We start from the raw sequence: 17,426 nt of genomic DNA, 5'->3' as shown, positions 1-17,426 counted from the left end.
CTAGCGTGTGGCGCTTGCCCCGACAATCCCATGTACCGAAAGAGGGCACGAGATGATTGAAAAGCCGCGTGTTGCGATCGTCACCGGCGCGAGCCGCGGAGCGGGCAAAGGCATTGCCCTCGCGCTCGGCGAAGCGGGAATGACGGTGTATGTGACCGGACGATCAACCGCTGGCCCGACGGGAGATTTGCCCGGGACCATCGGTGAGACCGCCGCCGAAGTCACGGCCCGCGGTGGCCGCGGCATTGGCGTCGCGGTTGACCACGCCTCAGACGAGTCGGTCGCCGCTTTCGTTGAGCAGGTGAGCGCCGAGCACGGATATGTCGACGTGCTCGTGAACAACGTGTTCGCCGTGCCGGATGGGCTCACGAAGCCCCTGCCGTTTTGGGAGCAGGCGCTCGACATGGGCCAGATGTTCGACATCGGCCTGCGATCGACCTACGTCATGACAGCGCTCGCGGCACCCCTCATGATCGCCGACCCCTCGCGTCGCGGCCTGGTTGTGAACACTTCGGGCTTCGGTGGGACCTGCTTCATGCACGGGCCGGCATACGGCGCGGTGAAGGCCGGCGTCGACAAAATGGCCCACGACTTCGCGGTCGATCTGCAGTCGCACGGCGTTACGGCTCTGTCGCTGTGGATGGGTCTGCTGCGAACCGAGCGCACGAGCCGCGTGCTCGCCGCCGAGCCCGAAAAGTATCGCGGCGCGGATCAGACGACGGAGTCACCCGAGTTTCCGGGCCGCGTCATCGCGGCGCTCGACGCGCACGCCGACAAAGAACGCTTTACTGGTCGTGTACTCGTCGCCGCTGAGATGGCCGCGATTCTTGGCGTGGCCGACGTCGACGGCCGCCAGCCGGCGTCGCGTCGCCCGTTGCTTGGAGACCCGCCCCGCTTCAGCGACGCTGTCGTCCGCTAACGAAAATCCCCGTGGTTCCACTTTTTGAGAAGCGGAACCACGGGATGGTGTGCGGAAATTAGATGCCGTAGCCGCCGTCGACGTCGAGCTTCTGGCCCGAAATGAAGTTTGCGCGCGGTGACGCGAGGAATGCGACAGCCTCGGCGATGTCGGTCGCGTAGCCATAGCGGCGCATCGGAATGTTGGCGGTGGCGACGTCGAGCGCGCGCTGGTCAAGGTCACCCGATGCCTGCAGCTTGGCGGACATGCCGTCGTGGAGCATGCCTGGTCCGACGCTGTTTACGCGCACGCCGTACTTACCCTCTTCTGCGGCGATGCCGCGGGCGAGGCCCTCGACCCCGCACTTCGGCGCAGCCGACAAGCCGTCACGCACGGGGTAGCGCTTCGTACCCGCCGACGATACGACCGTGAGAGAACCGCTGCTCGCGCGCAGGTGTGGCACCGCGGCGTGCGCGATGTTGTAGAAACCCACGAGATCCGCGTCAACTTGCGCCGCGAACTCGGCAGGCGACACAGTAGACAGATACCTCATCGGTACGTGCGGACCCGCCGCATGCACCACCGTATGGATGCCGCCATGGCGCTCGGCGATCTCCCCGAAAAGATCGGCAGCAGCGGCAGCATCTGTGATGTCGAGGCGCGCCAGCTTGGTATCACCGAGGTCAGTCGGCGCGGTCGATCGGTACGTCGCGACGACGCGCGCGCCCCCGGCAGCCAGCCGGCGAACGCAAGCGGCACCGATGCCGCCGGAACCACCAATCACGATGGCAACACCGGGAAGCTGAGCGAAATCTTGCGAAGGTTCGACGAGGTCCATGCACGGCAACGTAGCACTGCACTACATTAGAAACCAAGCAAACGCTTCGTTGGTCTTGCCTAACGGAACGCCGTATGATTGACTAACCAAGCATTTGTTTGCTGCACTCAATGACGAGAAAGGTCCCCTCACATGCACCGCAAAAAACTCGCCGCATCCGTAGCGGCTCTCGCGGTCGCGACGCTCACGTTCGCAGGCTGCTCCGGCAACAGCACTTCACCCGAAACGAACAAGCCGACCGAGGGCGGTTCGTCCTCGAGCGAGCCGATCAAGGTCGTCGTTTTCGGTGGTGTTAGCGCCGAAGGCATCCTGGCTAACAACGCCGCAACCTCGATCACGGCAGCCAAGGCATCGGTCGCCAGCGTTAACGCTGCTGGTGGTATCGACGGTCGCCAGGTTGAGATCGAAGTTATTGACGACACCGGTGACCCGACCGTTGCCGTCACCAAGCTCAAGGAACTCCTGGCGAGCGGCGACAAGCCCGTTGCCGTCATGAACTCCGGCCCCTCGACGGTCGCTGACGCGATGATCCCGATTCTGACGCAGAACAAGGTTCTCTCTTTCAATATCGGCCCCACCGCTACGTCGTCTGACCCCGCACAGGCTCCGTACAACTTTGACCTGTCGCCGGGTGCTGCTGACTACATCGCAGCATTCGTTCCGGCAATGGAAGACAAGGGCTACGAAGACGTTGCGATTCTGCACGGCTCCAGCGCCTACGGCGAAATGTTCGGCAAGAGCTCGAGTGAGGTCTTCGGCGAAGCCGGATTCAACGTTGTCGGCAATCAGGGCTACGACGTTGCTGCCCTCGACATGACGGCTCAGCTCGAGACGCTGAAGGCATCGAACCCCGACGTGTTGATCTTGGACGCCTACGGCGCCCCGCTCGGCTACGTGCTGCAGGGTATCGAGAAGATCGGCTGGGATGTTCCCATCATGGGCAACAACTCGGTGTCGGCTACCGCGCTCATCGCGACGGAGCCGCCGACCGGTGTGCTCGGCACCGACCAGGTGAAGAACCTGACGATGCAGGTCTTCAACTCGACCAAGTTCGATAAGGCAGACACCGCGGTTAACGACGGCGTCCAGCTTATGGTCGAGGCTGGCGACATCAAGAGCTCGCTGATTCTTGCGTACAACCTCGACGCCATGTGGCTGGTTAAGGCTGCCGCTGAGAAGGCTGGATCGCTCGACGCTGAAGCGCTTGCAACGGCGCTTGTCGACGACTCGGTACTGACCAGCGCAGAGACCGTCATTCTGAAGAAGTACGGCTTCACTGCTGACAAGCACAGCCCGCACCCCGACGCGTCTGAGTTCAAGTTCATCGCGCCCGGCCCGCTCGTAAACGGCCAGTTCCAGTAAGTACCTCGGGCCCCAGAGCTCAGGCTCTGGGGCCCATTCTTTGGCCCCCTCCCGCCCCTCCCGGAGACGGCAACACATGACTATTATCTTTTCGGGCCTGGCGCTCGGTGCGATCTACGCACTCGTCGCCATTGGCTACAACATCGTCTTCCTTTCTCAGAAGACCTTTAACTTCGCCCAAGCAACGCTGATGATGTTCGGTGCCTTCCTGGCATACCTGGGCATCGCGGTGTGGGGCCTTCCCTGGTGGCTCGTCGGCATTGGTGCCGCGATCATCGTCGGTCTGATTGCTGCGCTCGAAGAGCGCGTAGCGGTTCGCCCGGTTAAAGACATGCACAACCTGCTTGTCACCACGCTCGGTGCCTCCTTCGTTATTGAAGGCGTCGCTCAGTTGATCTGGGGCGGCGAGCCCCACGCGGTTCCGTTCTTCCTCGGCAACAAGCCGCTCGAGATCGCCGGCGGCGCGGTTCTGCCCGTCGAAATCGCGATTGTCGTGGTTGTCGTGTTGCTCGTTGTGGGACTCACGCAGTTCTCGAAGCGCTCCATGGTGGGTATTGCCCTCCTCGGCATGAGTGAAGACCGCGAGGCTGCCGTGCTGCGCGGTGTCAACGTGCGTCGCTTCGCCTTCCTCGCGTTTGTCGCGACGGGTGTCATCGCCGGTTTCCTCGGCGTCATCGTCGGCCCGAAGACCTACGCCGTGGCAACGCTCGGCGCATCACTCGCGCTGAAGGGCTTCGTGGTTCTCGCCATCGGTGGCTTCGGTTCGATGTGGGGCGTGCTCGTTGGCGGCGCCATCGTCGGCCTCGCGGAAGCTATCGCCGGCCGCTACTGGGGTGCTGACTTCGCTGCGCTCACCGTCTTCGCGATCCTCGTCATCATTCTGATGATCAAGCCGACCGGCTTGTTCACGCGCCGCAAGGAAAGGACGGTCTGACCATGGCTGCACTGTGGCTTAAATTCCGCGCCCTTCCGGGCTTCATTGTTCCGCTCATTCTCGGCATCACCCTGATCTTTGTGCCGTACATGGGCCTCGGCTACGCCGTTACCCGTCAGGTTCAGCTGACGATCCTGCTCGCACTCATCGTGACGGGCCTCAACCTCAGCCTCGGCTACGCGGGTGAGCTCGCAATGGGTCAGGTCGCCATGTACGCCGGTGGTGCTTACACCGCGGGTCTCATGAGCAAGGCTGGCGTGACCGACATCTTCCTCCAGCTTCTCGCTGGTGCCGCTGTCGCCCTCCTGATCGGTTTGATCTCGGGTATCCCGGGCCTCCGCCTCGGCGGCTGGTCGCTTGCGATGACGTCGTTCTTCCTCATCCTGCTGATTCCCGACGTGCTGTCGATCTTCAAGGAAAGCACCGGTGGCCGTAACGGCATGACGGTGGTTCCGGCCACGATCCTCGGTGCGCCGCTGGACCCGGCAACGTACTACATTCTGCTCTGCGTCGTCGCGATCCTGTGGTTCGCCGTGATGCGCAACATCATCGTTTCGCGCAACGGTCTGGCACTGCAGGTGCTCAAGCGCAGCCCCGTGCTGGCATCGTCTATGGGTATCTCGGTCTTCAGCATGAAGCTGTCGGCTTACGCCCTCGGCGCTATTCCCGCCGGTGTTGCCGGTGTGCTGTTCGCTAACCTCGACGGCTACATCTCGCCCGAAGCGTTCGCGTTCTCCTTCGCCATGACCGTTCTGGCAGCGTCCATCTTTGGTGGTTCTGCTTCCGTCTACGGTGCCGCGATCGGTGCCGCGGTTCTGCAGTTCGGCCTGAACCAGGCGTCGAACCTCGGTGGCTGGAACATCATCATCACGGGTGCCTTCCTGGTCTTCGGTGGTGTGGTCTTCACCGGCGGCCTCGCGGGCCTCGGCACGAGCCTCGTAAAGAAGATCGACAATTGGGCTGCTGAAAAGACCGGAACCACGAAGCGCGTGCTGACGACGGACTCGACGTCTGCCGCCACCGTTGAGGTCGGATACCTGACCGGCGCGCCCCTCGTTGTCACCGACGTCTCGAAGGCGTTCGGCGGAAACCAGGCGCTGTCGAACGTATCGGTTGACGCTCAGCCCGGCAAGGTTACGGCCATCATTGGTCCGAACGGTTCGGGCAAGACGACGTTGCTGAACATGATCTCGGGCTTCTACAAGACCGATTCGGGTTCGATCAGCCTCGACAAGGACCAAATCGCTGGCCTGTCGTCCTTCCAGGTGGCTCGCTCCGGTGTCTCGCGCACGTTCCAGACGCCGCACATTCCGGAGAAACTCACGGTTCTCGAGGCTGTTGAAGCTGGCCGCATCGGATCCGACCGCGTGTCGATCGCCGGTGCCATCTTCCGCACCCCGAAGTTCCGTCGGGTGCGCGGTCGTGACCGCATGGAGACCGAACGCGCCCTCGCGCTCGTCGGCCTCACGGAGCAGCGTGACATGGAAGCCGACGCGCTGCCCCTGGGTCAGCGTCGCCTCCTCGAAGTTGCGCGTGCACTCGTCGCCAACCCCCGCGTTCTGCTCCTCGATGAGACCGCTTCGGGTCTCGACGAGGACGAACTCGAGGTGCTGGAAGCCTTGATCCGCCGCCTGCGCAACGCTGGCCTCACGATCGTGCTCGTGGAGCACAACTTCCAGCTGGTGCTGCGCCTGGCCGACTCGATCTACGTGCTCGCACAGGGCAAGGTCATGGCACACGGAACCTCGGAAGAGATTGAGAACAACCCGCGCGTCAAGGAGGAATACCTTGGTATCGCAGCGGAGGTTGACGTCACGAGTGGAGAAAGCGATGTCTGAAGTTCTTCTTGACGTCCAGAACCTGAAGACCGGCTACGGCGACCTCACGGTCGTGCGCGATGTGTCGCTCACGGTTCGTGCGGGTGAGATCACGGTTCTGCTGGGCCGCAACGGTGCTGGTAAGACGACCACCCTGCGTGCGATCACCGGCCTCAACAAGGTGCAGGGCGGTTCCGTCACGTACCTTGGCCAGTCGATTGCCGACGTGCCGGCGCACAAGCGCGTCGCCGAAGGCCTGTCGTACGTGCAGGAGGGCAAGCGCGTCTTCCACGAGCTGACGATTGAGCAGAACCTGCTGCTCGGCGGCTTCTCGACCAAGCAGAAGAAGCGCGCGCTGATGCCGAAGGTGGAGGAGATCTACGAGTTCTTCCCGATCCTCGGTGAGAAGCGCTCGCTCACGGCTGCCAGCATGTCGGGTGGTCAGCAGCAGATGCTGGCGATCGGTCAGGCGCTGATGGCAAACCCGAAGTTGCTGATTCTTGACGAGCCGAGCCAGGGACTCGCCCCGGTTATCGTCAAGGAGGTCATGGACCGCGTGCACTCGCTCAAAGCCACAGGCCTCGGCATCCTGCTCATCGAGCAGGCTGTGCAAGACTCCGTCGCGATCGCCGACGAGGTTGCCGTTATTGACATGGGTAAGAACGTGATCTCAGGCAAGGCTGCCGACATCACGGTCGAAGACCTGCAGGCCGCGTACTTCGGCGTGCAGTCTCAGTAAGTTCTATTGCAAAAGCGGCCGTACGGTTTCCGTACGGCCGCTTTTGGCTACGCGCCGTCAGGCATGTTGGTCCAGCCGCGCGAGCGCGCCTTGCCGTGCCAGCCGCTCGCGGCGAGCGTGCCGCCGTCGACCGGAATCGTGACGCCCGTGACGAAGCGCGAGTCGTTCGATGCGAGAAACGCAACGACGTCGGCGTGGTCGCTGGGCTCGCCGAAGCGGCCGAGCGGAATCCATGACGGGATGAGCTCGGCGTCGCGGCCGTTGAGCATGGCCTCGCGTGATGTCTGCGGGGTGTCGGTGAGGTCGGGCGCGATCGCATTGACGCGGATGCCGTTGGGGCTCAATTCAATTGCCATACTCTTGGTGAAGGCTGAAACGCCAGCCTTGTACGCCGAGTAGGCGGCGTTGCCCGGAATGCCGCGGAAGGCCTCGACGGTCGAGACATTGACGATATTTCCGGTGCCGTGCGCGATCATACGTGGTGCGAACTCGTGCGTCATCGCGAGCACATGCCACAGGTTGACGCGGTACAGCTGCTCCCACATTTCGGGCGTCGACTTCACGAAGACCGCCTTTGCCGGGCGGAAGTCGCCGACGTTGTTAACGAGCACATCAACCCGGCCGCCCCACGCCGCATCAACGTGGGCGGCAACGGCAGCGACACCCTCGGGGGTCGTGACATCCGCAATCAGCGGCGTGCAGGTTCCGCCTGCCGAGATGATGGCCGAGGCGGTCTCGGTGGCGGCATCATTATTAATATCTACCAGCAGAACATTGTCGCCATCGGCGGCGAATCGGCGGCTGATGCCACCACCAATTCCGAGGGCGCCACCGGTAACGATGACGTTGCGAGGAGTGGAGACTTCGTTGTCGATCATTAACACAACCTAGCATTTGTTTGGTAGCCTCGAAAGAGACGCAAAGATGCGCAAGGAGGACGCGTGAGTATCGCATTGGACTTCACCGGCAAGGTCGTTGCCATCACCGGTGGCAGCAAGGGTGTCGGCCGAGGAATCGTTGAACGCTTTCTTGAAGCAGGCGCGACGGTTGAGTACTGCGCGCGCACCGCGCCAGACGCGCCCATTGGTTCCGCCGCCTTCACGGCAGTCGATGTGCGTGACGCTGAGCAGGTGGCCGCATGGATCAATGGCATTGCCGAGCGCCACGGGCGTCTTGACGTGCTCGTGAACAATGTGGGTGGTTCGCCCTTCTCGGCGTTCAAAGATGGCTCGCCGCGCTACCAGAAGGCGATCATGGAGATTAACTTCTTCTCCGCTTCGTACGCGTGCCACGCCGCCTACCCGCACCTGGAGAAGACCGGGGGCAACGTCGTAAACATCACGTCGATCTCGGCTCGCCGTCCGAGCCCCGGCACCGCCGTTTACGGTGCTGCCAAGGCAGCTCTCGAAAACCTCACGCGTTCGCTCGGTGCCGAATGGGCCCCGCGCATTCGCGTCAACGCCATCAGCTCGGGCCTCGTTGACACCGAGTCAGCTGATGGACACTACGGAACCCCGGAGCAGCTTGCTGGGGTCGCCGCCACTATCCCGCGGGGTCGCCTAGCGAACCCGCTCGAGCTTGGCGCAACGTGCGTCATGCTCGCGTCTGATCTGTCTTCGCACACGACAGGTGCCATCCTCAATGTCGATGGCGGCGGCGAATGGCCCGCCTTCCTCGCACACACCCCGAACGCAGATGCGTTCCCCGCAGAAAGGGCCGAAGATGCCTGAAGCCGTCATCGTCTCCGCTGTTCGCTCGCCGATTGGCCGCGCGTTCAAGGGATCACTCAAAGACATGCGCGCCGACGACCTCGCGTCGCAGATGGTGCGCGCGGCTCTTGCCGCAGTTCCGGAGCTCGACCCCACCACGGTTGTCGACCTCATGATGGGCAACGCACAGCCCGCCGGTGAGCAGGGCTACAACATCGCGCGCATCGTGGCGCAGCAGTTGGGCCTGGACACTGTTCCCGGCGTGACCGTGCAGCGCTACTGCTCGTCGTCGCTACAGACGTCGCGCATGGCATTCCACGCCATCAAGGCGGGCGAAGGTGACGTCTTCATCTCGGCCGGTGTCGAAGCGGTTTCGCGCTTCGGCCTTGGTAAGGCTGACGGCATGGAGAACACCAAGCACCCGGCATGGGCTGCTGAAATGGAGCGCACGGCTACCAACGCGCAGACGCCCGGCTTCGTGTGGAGTGATCCGCGCGAGCGCGGCGAGCGCCCCGACATCTACATCGCGATGGGTGAGACGGCTGAAAACGTCGCGGGCCTGCGCTCGGTCTCGCGCCAGGCGCAGGACGAGTGGGCCGTACGCTCGCAGAACCGCGCTGAGGCGGCAAAGCTTCGCGGTTTCTGGGAGAAGGACATCACGCCCGTCACGCTGAACGACGGAACCATCGTGTCGACCGACGACGGCCCGCGCGCCGGTGTCACGCTCGAGGGTATTTCGGGCCTGCAGCCGGTGTTCCGTGCTGACGGCACCGTCACCGCCGCCAACTGCTGCCCGCTCAACGACGGTGCTGCCGCTCTCGTCATCATGAGCGACGTGCGCGCGAAGGAGCTCGGCCTCACGCCGCTGGCTCGTATCGTATCGACCGGCGTCTCGTCGGTCAGCGCCGAGATCATGGGTCTCGGCCCGGTTGGTGCTGTGCAGCAGGCGCTGTCGAACGCGAAGATGTCGATCGGCGACATGGACATCATGGAGCTCAACGAGGCCTTCGCAGCTCAAGTGCTGCCGTCGATCGATGACATCGGCATCGACCCCGACAAGGTCAACGTCAACGGTGGCGCTATCGCTCTCGGCCACCCGTTTGGTATGACCGGCGCTCGCATCACGACGACTGCTATTCACACCCTGCAGGAGCGCGACGAGCAGTTCGCTATTGAGACGATGTGTGTTGCTGGTGGCCAGGGTATGGCCATGATTCTCGAACGCCTCAGCTAATGGCCAGAGCCCTCGAAGATCGCGCCGTCATCGTGACGGGAGCGGCCCGGGGCCTCGGACGCGCCTACGCGATCGCGGCTGCCCGTGAGGGTGCCGCGGTCGTCGTAGCCGACGTTGATGCTGCTGGCGCGGCTGCCGTCGCCTCGGAGATCGCGGTCGGTGGCGGCTACGCCGTCTCACACGGCGCGAGCGTGTCAGCAGCCGGCACCGGCGAAGCTCTCGTGCAGCTGTGCCGCGACGCGTTTGGCACCGTCGACGGGTTGATCAACAATGCCGGCGTGCTGAGCCCGGGGCTGGCGACCGAGCAAGACGCGGCGACGATCCGCAACACCATCGACACGAACGTGACCGGTGTGATCAATTGCGGAACCGCGGCTATGCGTGCCATGTCTGGCCGCGGCGGCGCGATCGTCAACATCATCTCGGGAGCCCTCCTTGGTTCCGATCGTCTCGCTCTTTACGGCGCGACGAAGGCGGCCGTTCTCGGTCTCACCTACGGGTGGGCGCTGGAGGGTGCGAACCTCGGCGTTCGCGTGAACGCGCTCGCGCCGCTCGCATGGACCGACATGAGCAACGAAATGGGCGGCGACGATGCTGGCAAGGGTGGTGCACCCGATGCCATCGCCCCGGCGGCCGTTTACCTGCTGTCGGATCGCTCTGCCGCTCTCAATGGTCAGGTGATGCGCGCGGATGGCACCCAGCTCGCGCTGATGGCGCCGCCCGCGTTTGCGTACACGGTGCCCGGACGCGACTGGACCCTCGACGCCATTGACGAGGCCATCGCGGGTCGGCTCGCGGTGGGCGTAACCCCGGTCGGGCTCGGCGCCGGAGCCGCCGCTCAGCAGGTCTAACCCTCGCTCATCCTGTTCTGCACGGTCGAGATGCCAGCGACCCCGATACTCACGGCGTGTTTGCCGAGGTAGCGATTTTGGTCGTGCAGAACAGAGTGTTGCTTGGCGAAAGTTATCATCGAGACACGCTGGGCAGACGAGGCTAGTCTCCAGAGCTGGGGGGCATCGTGTCGTCGGGGCGTGCGCCGGTTGCCGTGAGGAGGCCGGAACCATAGAGCGCGCCGAGACGCTCGGGTTCGACTGCGACGGCGAGCGAGTCGGGATACAAGAACCCACCCCACGCGAGGCGGCCATCGTCATCCGACGCGAACTCCGGCACCTGCATGCCGGTCTGGAGGTCGGCCGCCGTGAATCGGAATGAGATGTACCACTCCTCAGCGTTGCTCCACGTCGTCGCGAGGTAGTCGGGCTCTCCGGTCTCGTGCCCGTACCCGCGCCAGCGCAAGCCCGTCATCGTGAGGTCGCCGACGAGTTGGCGAAGGCCCTCGGCAGTTCGCTGATCGAGTTGGCCGCTCGCGGCATTGAAGTTCGCAGCGTCTTGGCCCGCCGAATCGAGCAGCTCGTGCCACGTCGTGCTCGCCGAAAAGGCGCGGTCGGCTGGTATGAACCGCGTCCACGGCACCAGCTCCCCAGTCTTGGTCTCGAACGGAAAGAACACCCGTCCGATGCGGAGGTGCGCGTGGGAACGGGGGATGAGGTCTGAAACCAGCGCCCCGGTGCCGAGCTCCAGCGTCTTCATATGCTTGCGGCGTCGGTCGTCGGCATTCCCCATGCCTCCACCCTCTCGGCTCCTGCGCACCTCGTCAACCAAAAGGCTCCGGAACCATTCCTGCTGACGCAGGGGATGGTTCCGGAGCCGAGAAAAGGAGTTACGCCGACGCGGATTCGCGCAGTTCGCCCTTCAAGATCTTGCCGGTGGCGTTGCGGGGGAAGTCGTCGACGAAGACGAATTCACGCGGCACCTTGAAGTTCGCGAGGCGCTGGCGGCAGAAGGCTTCGAGCTCTTCGACCGACGGCTTCTCGGCAGACTGCAGCACGGCGATGTAGGCGCGGCCGACGGTGCCGAGACGTTCGTCTTCGACGCCGATGACGGCCGACTCGTTGATCGCGGGGTGCTTGCGCAGCACGTTCTCGACCTCGGCGGGGTAGACGTTGAAGCCACCAACGATGAACATGTCTTTGATGCGGTCGGTGATCTTCAGGCAGCCGTGCTCGTCGAGCTGGCCGATGTCGCCGGTGTGCAGCCAGCCGTCGGCGTCGAGTGCCTTGGCGGTTGCTTCGGGGTCTTCGAAGTAGCCCATCATGACGCTGCCGCCACGAATCAGAATCTCGCCGTCGGCGTTCAGATCGGCGTCGGTGCCGTCCGGGTTGATCGTGCGAATCTCCAGGCCATAAACCGCGGGGCCCGTTGTCTGCGCGGTGTGCTCGAGCGATTCACCGCGGCGGGAGAACGTCGCCACGAGGCACTCGGTGAGGCCGTAGGCCTGTGCCACGCGCTCGAAGCCGAGCTTGTTGACCATGTCGTGGAATAGCGTCTCGGGAGCTGCCGTCGCGCCAGCCACCGCAAAACGCAGCGACGACAGGTCGAACTTCTCACGGTCGGGGTGGTCGATCAGCGTCGTGAAGATGGTCGGTACGCCGGGCAGCACGCTGATGCGCTCGGTCTCGATGAGCTGCATCAGACCAACCGGTTCGAAAACCTGAATCGGATACACGGTCGCACCAGCGATCAGCGACGACGTGAGGCCAGCCTTGTAGCCGAAGCCGTGGAACATCGGATTGACGATGCCGTAGCGGTCTTCCGGCGTGAGGTCAGCGCCGAGGGCCCACGAGTAGGCGATCTGCGTCGTCTGACGGTGCGAGCACATGACGCCCTTGGGGTTGCCCGTCGTGCCCGATGTGAACAGCATATCGACCATGTCGTCGGCGGTGACCGCCCCGCTCCGCGCGTGCAATTCTGCGTCGCTCACCGTGGTTCCGCTCGCGACGAAGTCGTTCCATTCGACCGTCTGGTCATCGTGCGCGTCGTCGTCAATGCTCACGATGATCTTGAGAGACGGAATGCCGACGACGATGGAACCATCGGTGCCGGCTTCGGCTGCGCCCTCGCGGAGCATGGCGGCATAGTTCTTGCCGAGGAAGCCGTTGTTGAGCACGATGGCCGTGGCGCGTGAACGGCCCAGAATGTAGGCGGCCTCGTGGCCGGTGTAGCGCGTGTTGAGCGGAACCACGGCGGCACCGATTGACTGTGCGCCCAGCATCGCGAGGATGAATTCTGCGCGGTTGGGGATCCAAATGGCAACGCGGTCACCGTGCTCGACGCCAGCCGCAATGAATGCGCGGCCTACAGCGTCAGCCTTTTTCTTGAGCTCTGCGTAGCTGATGCGCACGTCGCCATCGACGATTGCGGGGTGATCTCCGAGCGCCGCCTTTTCGGCCAGGAGCGCGGGAATCGTGTCAGCACGAGACAAAAAGTGGGACATCGTTGCCCTTTCTTGGAAGTTTCTGTGTAGCGTATGCGGAGGCTTTACGCCACTTCGGTGGTAGAACAGAAGTTGAACAAACGCTTGGTGAAGTTGTAGGAGACGAGAAATGCCAGCAGGAACGCGAGTGCGCAACGACCAGAGTTCGGAGCGACGCGACCAAATCATGGCGATTGCCGCGCATTTGATCGCGCGCCGCGGCTACTCGGCGACGACTGTCCGCGACATTGCCGACGAGGCCGGCATTCTGTCGGGCAGTCTGTACCACCACTTCTCGTCGAAGGAAGCGATCCTGCAGGAGATCCTGCGTAACTTCATGGCGACGTTGTTGGCGAAGCTGCAGCGAATCGAGACTGAAGAGACCGACCCGCGCGTTCAGCTTGACCGACTCATCGCGGTGGCCTTCGAGACCATCGAGCAGCAGCCGGACGCCGTCGGGCTGTACCAGCAGGAGTCGGCGTTCTTGTCGACTGTTCCCGGTTTTGAGTTTTTGACCGAAGAATCCAACCGCATTGAGAGCATCTGGATTGCTGCTCTCGCCGAAGGCCAGAAAGACGGCGTGTTCCGTGAGGAACTGGACCCGGCGCTCAGCTACCGCTTCATCCGTGATGCGGTGTGGTCCACGGTTCGTTGGTTCCGCCCCGGCGGTCGTCACACCGCCGAGAGCCTCACCAACCACCTGCTGAACCTGCTTCACGCCGGGCTCCTCGCGGATTAGTTCGCGACCTCGCGAGTGCGCAATCCGCGGGGGTCAATGACCTCCCGGATCAAGCGCAGCTCTTCGTCGCTCGGCACCCGCGTGAGCGGAGCCGACTGCGCGTCGACCGTGAAACCGGTCTCGCGCTCAACCTCTGCCGGGTCAACGCCCGGGTGTACCGACTTCACCATAATGCGGCCGTCGGCGTCGAAGCCGAAAACGCAGAGGTTGGTGATGATCGCACCCAGGTGGTGGAACCGCAGCGTGTCGCCGACAGCACGGGCACGGTCGTTACCAACGCCCGAAACCATATCGACGTTTTCGACGAAGATTCGTGCCGAGTGGCGCGAGATCCAGTAGTCGACGCGGTGGTTGGCCGTGTTGCCGGGGGCACCACGAACACCGATCAGCTGACGCTTCGGGGTCTTCCAGTCGCCAATGAGCGAAATGTTCTGGTTGCCGAACGCGTCGATCTGGCTGGCGCCCATCATCGACTGGCGGCGGCCGGTCGCGAGGATGTCAAAGATGCGGCGGAACGGTGCCCAGCCCTCAATGACGCCACCCGAGGCGGCCGACTTGCCGAGTGCCGGCGGCTCAGCCATGAAGAAGGCTTCGCCGTCGCTGAGGATGATGTCGGGAGCGGTGGTCAGCTTCGCGAGACGCGCGCCGATCGCCGGAATCAGGCCGACGGCGTGGGCGAGAACTTCGCCCGACTCGAGGTACGTGTCGGCGACGGCGCCGACACAGATCTCAGCAATGGTTGCATCGCTCATGCCTGTGCCTCCTCGTGGAACTTCGCGACGGCGGCATGGTAGCCGGCCTCATCGGTCGACAGGAAGCGCTCGGTGAACGCCTTCCAGGCCTCCGGGTCTTTCGCCGAAGCGACGTAGTGCTTCTGGAAAGCCTCGTCGCGGTTGTAGTCCGGCTCGCACGACGTGAAGTGCGCACCGTTCGGAGCCTCGACGACTGCCGACGTGTACATGCGGCTGAACAGCAGCGTGTGGAACGAGCCTTCGTTCAGCAGTTCGTTCGTCTCGACGATCTTCTCGGTCGACACGATGGTGCGCTTCGCAGCCATCGCGTAGAGGTCGTCGAAGTACGGGTCTGGTCCCAAGAACTGGGCGTTGCCCCAAGCGTCTGCGCGGTTGACGTGCACCAGTGCAACGTCGAGCGGCAGTGCCTTCATCGCGACGTAAACCTCGTCCGAGTACGGCGACTCGACGAGCTTCAGCTGCGGGTTGGCGGGCAGTACGTCGGAACCAAGACCTGCGCGAATAGGCAGGAAGTCCAGACGCTGGTTGGCGGCACGGAGGCCGGCAACGTACATGCCCTCGTCATACTCTTCGATCTCGAACGCGCCACGTTCACGAGCCTGCGTGAACAGCGGGTCGAGCGGGATCGAGTCCAGCGTGACGAAGCCGTAGATGAGCTTCTTGATCTTGCCCGCTGCTGCCAGCAGGCCGACGTCGGGTCCACCGAATGCGACGACCGTGAGGTCGGTCACATCGGACTGCGCGAGTGCGCGCACCAACGCCATGGGTTTGCGGCGGGATCCCCACCCGCCAATACCGATGGTCATGCCGCTTTCAATTCCGGCGATGGCCTCGGCGATCGACACTGTCTTGTCGGTCATCCTTGACTCCCTTGATGCGAGTTTTAGAGGCTCGCGCTGTCAACAAACCTAGCGTTTGTTTGGTTGCAAGGCTAGCATGATCCCGTACCCCCTATTCGGTTTCATAAATAGCGGGCCGAAAGCTGGAGACAGAGTGGTCGACGGAGGCGAAATGTCATCGAATATCGAAGCGCAGCACGTTGTCGTGACGGGCGGTTCGAGCGGCATCGGTGCGGCGGTCGTCGCACGCCTGCAGGAGCAGGGGCATACCGTCACTGTTTTCGACCTTGCCGAGGCTCCCGACGGCACCCCGACCGAGATCGTTGACGCCACCGACGAGGCAGCCGTCATCGCCGCCGTCGAGTCAGCCACGGCCCGCGCCGGTGTCATTACCGGCCTCGTCACGTGCCACGGCATCCGCGGCCAATTCGTGCCCGCGCTCGAGATGAGCCTCGACCGACTGCGCCTGCTCTACAACGTGCATCTCGTCGGCACCCTCTCGGTGGCGCGAGAAATCGTGCGGCGCTTGAACGGGGTTCCGGCGTCCTTCGTCTTCATTTCGTCAACGACGGCCTACCGCGGCTGGGCGCAGCAGGCGGACTACGGAACCGCAAAAGCGGCCGTCATGCAGCTCACGGAGAATCTCGCGGTCGAGTGGGCGCCGCTCGGCGTGCGCGTGAACGCCGTCGCCCCCGGACACACCCTGACCCCGATGGTGCAAGACATGATCGACAAGGGGTACGACACGGCTCCTGTCGCGCAGCGCACGCCGCTGGGTCGTCTCGCGGCGCCGAGCGAGCAGGCCGATGCGATTTGCTATCTCCTCACCCAGGCGACGTACGTCACCGGACAGTGCCTCGCCGTTGACGGTGGCTGGACGGCGGTCGGTAAATGACGACGCGCATGATCGGTGACCTCACGGTTTCGGCCGTTGGGCTGGGGGCGATGACGCTCACGCAACTGCCCGACTTTGATTCGGCGGTCGGGCAGCGCGCGATTGACTGTGCGCTCGAGCATGGCATCACGCTGTTCGACACCGCTGACTCGTATGGCCCGACGTCTGACATGGGCGTGAACGAGAGCGAGTTGGCTCGGCTGTTGGGTTCGCGCGTGCGCGACGTCGTTGTCAGCACGAAGGGTGGCCACACGCGGCATGAGAACGCGTCGTGGTGGATCAACGGGGCGCCCGATCACCTCGCGCAGGCAGCCCGCAACTCCGCACAGCGCCTTGGCCTCGACGCACTGCCGTTGTATCACCTGCACCGACCCGACCCGCAGATCGACTTTCGAGCGTCGGTGGAGGCGCTGGCGCGCTTGTGTGATGACGGGGTCGTGCAGCGTGTGGGTGTTTCCAACGTCAACGCGCAGCAACTTGCCATCGCGATCGAGGTGCTGGGGCCGACGCTCGTCAGTGTGCAAAACGAGCTGTCGCCACTGCGTACCGAGAGCCTTGACCTGCTCGACACGTGCGAAGCGCACGACATCGCGTTCTTGGCGTGGGGTCCGTTCGGCGGGCTTCGTGCCGCGCAGGGGCTTGGCCAGGTTGCGCCGCCGTTCTTGCGGGTCGCTCGTCTGTACGGTGTGAGCGTCTACCGCGTTGTGCTTGCCTGGATGCTGGCGCTGTCGCCTGCAATCATCCCGATTCCCGGTGGGCGGCGCCCCTCCAGCATCATTGACAGCGCTGCGGCTCCGACGCTGACGCTCGCACGCCATGAACTTGCGGCCCTCAACACCTTTGCCTTTGGTTCCGCTCGCCGTCCGACGCTGGTGGTTGTTTAGTGCGGTTCCTCGAGAAGCTCGACCCGTACCTCGTCGGGGCCGATGATGTATGCGTAGCGGTAGCCCTCCATGGGGCCCGAAGTCGCGACCATGGGTGCGCTCGTCGCGGCGTAGCCCTCCGTCGCGAGGCGCGCGATTTCGGCTTCAATGTCGGTGACGACAATCGCCGGATGAGCGGAACCAGCTTTGCCGTTGTTGGGGATGATGCGCTGGTCGCCCGTGCCGCGGTATTCGGCGAGTTCGATCACGCTGTCACCGCCGTCGAAGGCGATGAAGGTGAGCAGGATCTGCGCGCCCGGATAGCCGGTCACGGCTTCGACCGCGGGGCCCTCCTTCACGAGCGGGCCGGTCACGGTGCCGCGCGTCAGCGACGCGTAGAACGCGGTCGCGGCTTCGGTGTTGCTGACGGTGATACCCATGTGATGCAGTCGCGCCATTGCGTGTCTATCCTCGCCGGGCGTCATCGCCCGTTA

18 protein-coding genes are annotated in these 17,426 nt (G+C 63.8%); 11 read left to right on the top strand and 7 right to left on the bottom strand.

The genetic code is table 11. The annotated features are described in order from the left end of the window. Positions 1–52 precede the first annotated feature (52 nt). A complete protein-coding gene (locus tag ACQUSY_RS03705; protein ID WP_428903169.1) occupies positions 53–919 on the top strand; it encodes an SDR family NAD(P)-dependent oxidoreductase in 867 nt (288 codons plus the stop codon). Between the two features lie 58 nt (positions 920–977). On the opposite strand, the gene ACQUSY_RS03700 is transcribed toward ACQUSY_RS03705, so the two are convergent. After that, complete coding sequence (locus ACQUSY_RS03700; protein ID WP_428903168.1) at positions 978–1,736, bottom strand: SDR family oxidoreductase; 759 nt, start codon at positions 1,734–1,736, stop codon at positions 978–980. Positions 1,737–1,868: 132 nt separating this feature from the next. On the opposite strand from ACQUSY_RS03700, the gene ACQUSY_RS03695 reads away from it, so the two are divergent. The 4 genes from ACQUSY_RS03695 to ACQUSY_RS03680 all read left to right on the top strand — a co-directional run bounded on the left by ACQUSY_RS03695 (position 1,869) and on the right by ACQUSY_RS03680 (position 6,588). Next, the gene (locus tag ACQUSY_RS03695; RefSeq protein ID WP_428903167.1) at positions 1,869–3,098 is read left to right on the top strand and encodes an ABC transporter substrate-binding protein; all 1,230 of its coding nucleotides are present in this window, start codon (positions 1,869–1,871) and stop codon (positions 3,096–3,098) included. A gap of 76 nt (positions 3,099–3,174) precedes the next feature. Beyond that, complete coding sequence (locus ACQUSY_RS03690; protein WP_428903166.1) at positions 3,175–4,032, top strand: branched-chain amino acid ABC transporter permease; 858 nt, start codon at positions 3,175–3,177, stop codon at positions 4,030–4,032. 2 nt (positions 4,033–4,034) lie between these two features. Further along, on the top strand, positions 4,035–5,870 hold the full coding sequence (locus ACQUSY_RS03685; protein WP_428903165.1) for a branched-chain amino acid ABC transporter ATP-binding protein/permease: 1,836 nt from the start codon (positions 4,035–4,037) through the stop codon (positions 5,868–5,870). Beyond that, positions 5,863–6,588 carry an ABC transporter ATP-binding protein gene (locus ACQUSY_RS03680; protein WP_428903164.1) on the top strand — a complete coding sequence of 242 codons (726 nt, stop codon included), beginning with the start codon at positions 5,863–5,865 and terminating at the stop codon, positions 6,586–6,588. The genes ACQUSY_RS03685 and ACQUSY_RS03680 overlap by 8 nt, the downstream gene beginning before the upstream one ends. A gap of 47 nt (positions 6,589–6,635) precedes the next feature. On the opposite strand, the gene ACQUSY_RS03675 is transcribed toward ACQUSY_RS03680, so the two are convergent. After that, positions 6,636–7,466: an SDR family NAD(P)-dependent oxidoreductase gene (locus ACQUSY_RS03675; protein WP_428903163.1), complete on the bottom strand. Its 831-nt coding sequence runs from the start codon at positions 7,464–7,466 to the stop codon at positions 6,636–6,638. A gap of 63 nt (positions 7,467–7,529) precedes the next feature. Between ACQUSY_RS03675 and ACQUSY_RS03670 the strand changes: the two genes are divergently transcribed. The 3 genes from ACQUSY_RS03670 to ACQUSY_RS03660 are packed head-to-tail and all read left to right on the top strand — an operon-like array spanning position 7,530 to position 10,382. Further along, positions 7,530–8,318, top strand: coding sequence for an SDR family oxidoreductase (locus tag ACQUSY_RS03670; protein WP_428903162.1), 789 nt, complete (start codon positions 7,530–7,532; stop codon positions 8,316–8,318). Continuing rightward, on the top strand, positions 8,311–9,531 hold the full coding sequence (locus ACQUSY_RS03665; protein WP_428903161.1) for an acetyl-CoA C-acetyltransferase: 1,221 nt from the start codon (positions 8,311–8,313) through the stop codon (positions 9,529–9,531). Before ACQUSY_RS03670 ends, ACQUSY_RS03665 begins: the two co-directional genes overlap by 8 nt. Next, positions 9,531–10,382, top strand: coding sequence for an SDR family NAD(P)-dependent oxidoreductase (locus tag ACQUSY_RS03660; protein WP_428903160.1), 852 nt, complete (start codon positions 9,531–9,533; stop codon positions 10,380–10,382). The genes ACQUSY_RS03665 and ACQUSY_RS03660 overlap by 1 nt, the downstream gene beginning before the upstream one ends. Positions 10,383–10,524: 142 nt before the next feature. Here ACQUSY_RS03660 and ACQUSY_RS03655 read toward each other — a convergent pair whose 3' ends face one another. Then, positions 10,525–11,154, bottom strand: a complete 630-nt coding sequence (locus ACQUSY_RS03655; protein ID WP_428903159.1) for a hypothetical protein — start codon at positions 11,152–11,154, stop codon at positions 10,525–10,527. 97 nt (positions 11,155–11,251) lie between these two features. Further along, positions 11,252–12,865, bottom strand: a complete 1,614-nt coding sequence (locus ACQUSY_RS03650; RefSeq protein WP_428903158.1) for an AMP-binding protein — start codon at positions 12,863–12,865, stop codon at positions 11,252–11,254. 109 nt (positions 12,866–12,974) lie between these two features. Between ACQUSY_RS03650 and ACQUSY_RS03645 the strand changes: the two genes are divergently transcribed. Continuing rightward, the gene (locus ACQUSY_RS03645; RefSeq protein ID WP_428903157.1) at positions 12,975–13,583 is read left to right on the top strand and encodes a TetR/AcrR family transcriptional regulator; all 609 of its coding nucleotides are present in this window, start codon (positions 12,975–12,977) and stop codon (positions 13,581–13,583) included. Here the strand turns inward: ACQUSY_RS03645 and ACQUSY_RS03640 are convergent. After that, entirely contained in the window at positions 13,580–14,335 is a 756-nt protein-coding gene (locus tag ACQUSY_RS03640; protein WP_428903156.1) for a CoA-transferase subunit beta, read from the bottom strand. The two genes, ACQUSY_RS03645 and ACQUSY_RS03640, sit on opposite strands and share 4 nt — an antisense overlap. Continuing rightward, positions 14,332–15,195: a CoA transferase subunit A gene (locus tag ACQUSY_RS03635; protein WP_428903155.1), complete on the bottom strand. Its 864-nt coding sequence runs from the start codon at positions 15,193–15,195 to the stop codon at positions 14,332–14,334. The genes ACQUSY_RS03640 and ACQUSY_RS03635 overlap by 4 nt, the downstream gene beginning before the upstream one ends. Before the next feature lie 151 nt (positions 15,196–15,346). Between ACQUSY_RS03635 and ACQUSY_RS03630 the strand changes: the two genes are divergently transcribed. Then, positions 15,347–16,069, top strand: coding sequence for an SDR family NAD(P)-dependent oxidoreductase (locus ACQUSY_RS03630; protein WP_428903154.1), 723 nt, complete (start codon positions 15,347–15,349; stop codon positions 16,067–16,069). Then, positions 16,066–16,953 (top strand): aldo/keto reductase, encoded by an 888-nt coding sequence (locus tag ACQUSY_RS03625; protein WP_428903153.1) that lies wholly within the window; start codon positions 16,066–16,068, stop codon positions 16,951–16,953. The genes ACQUSY_RS03630 and ACQUSY_RS03625 overlap by 4 nt, the downstream gene beginning before the upstream one ends. Here the strand turns inward: ACQUSY_RS03625 and ACQUSY_RS03620 are convergent. Continuing rightward, positions 16,950–17,390 carry a VOC family protein gene (locus tag ACQUSY_RS03620; protein ID WP_428903152.1) on the bottom strand — a complete coding sequence of 147 codons (441 nt, stop codon included), beginning with the start codon at positions 17,388–17,390 and terminating at the stop codon, positions 16,950–16,952. The two genes, ACQUSY_RS03625 and ACQUSY_RS03620, sit on opposite strands and share 4 nt — an antisense overlap. Between the last annotated feature and the right edge of the window lie 36 nt (positions 17,391–17,426).

The organism is Microbacterium daqui, assembly GCF_050408675.1.
In the GTDB taxonomy this organism is placed as follows: domain Bacteria; phylum Actinomycetota; class Actinomycetes; order Actinomycetales; family Microbacteriaceae; genus Microbacterium.
The sequence above is the reverse complement of the archived record's forward strand: the minus strand, read 5'-3'. Positions and strand labels throughout refer to the sequence as shown.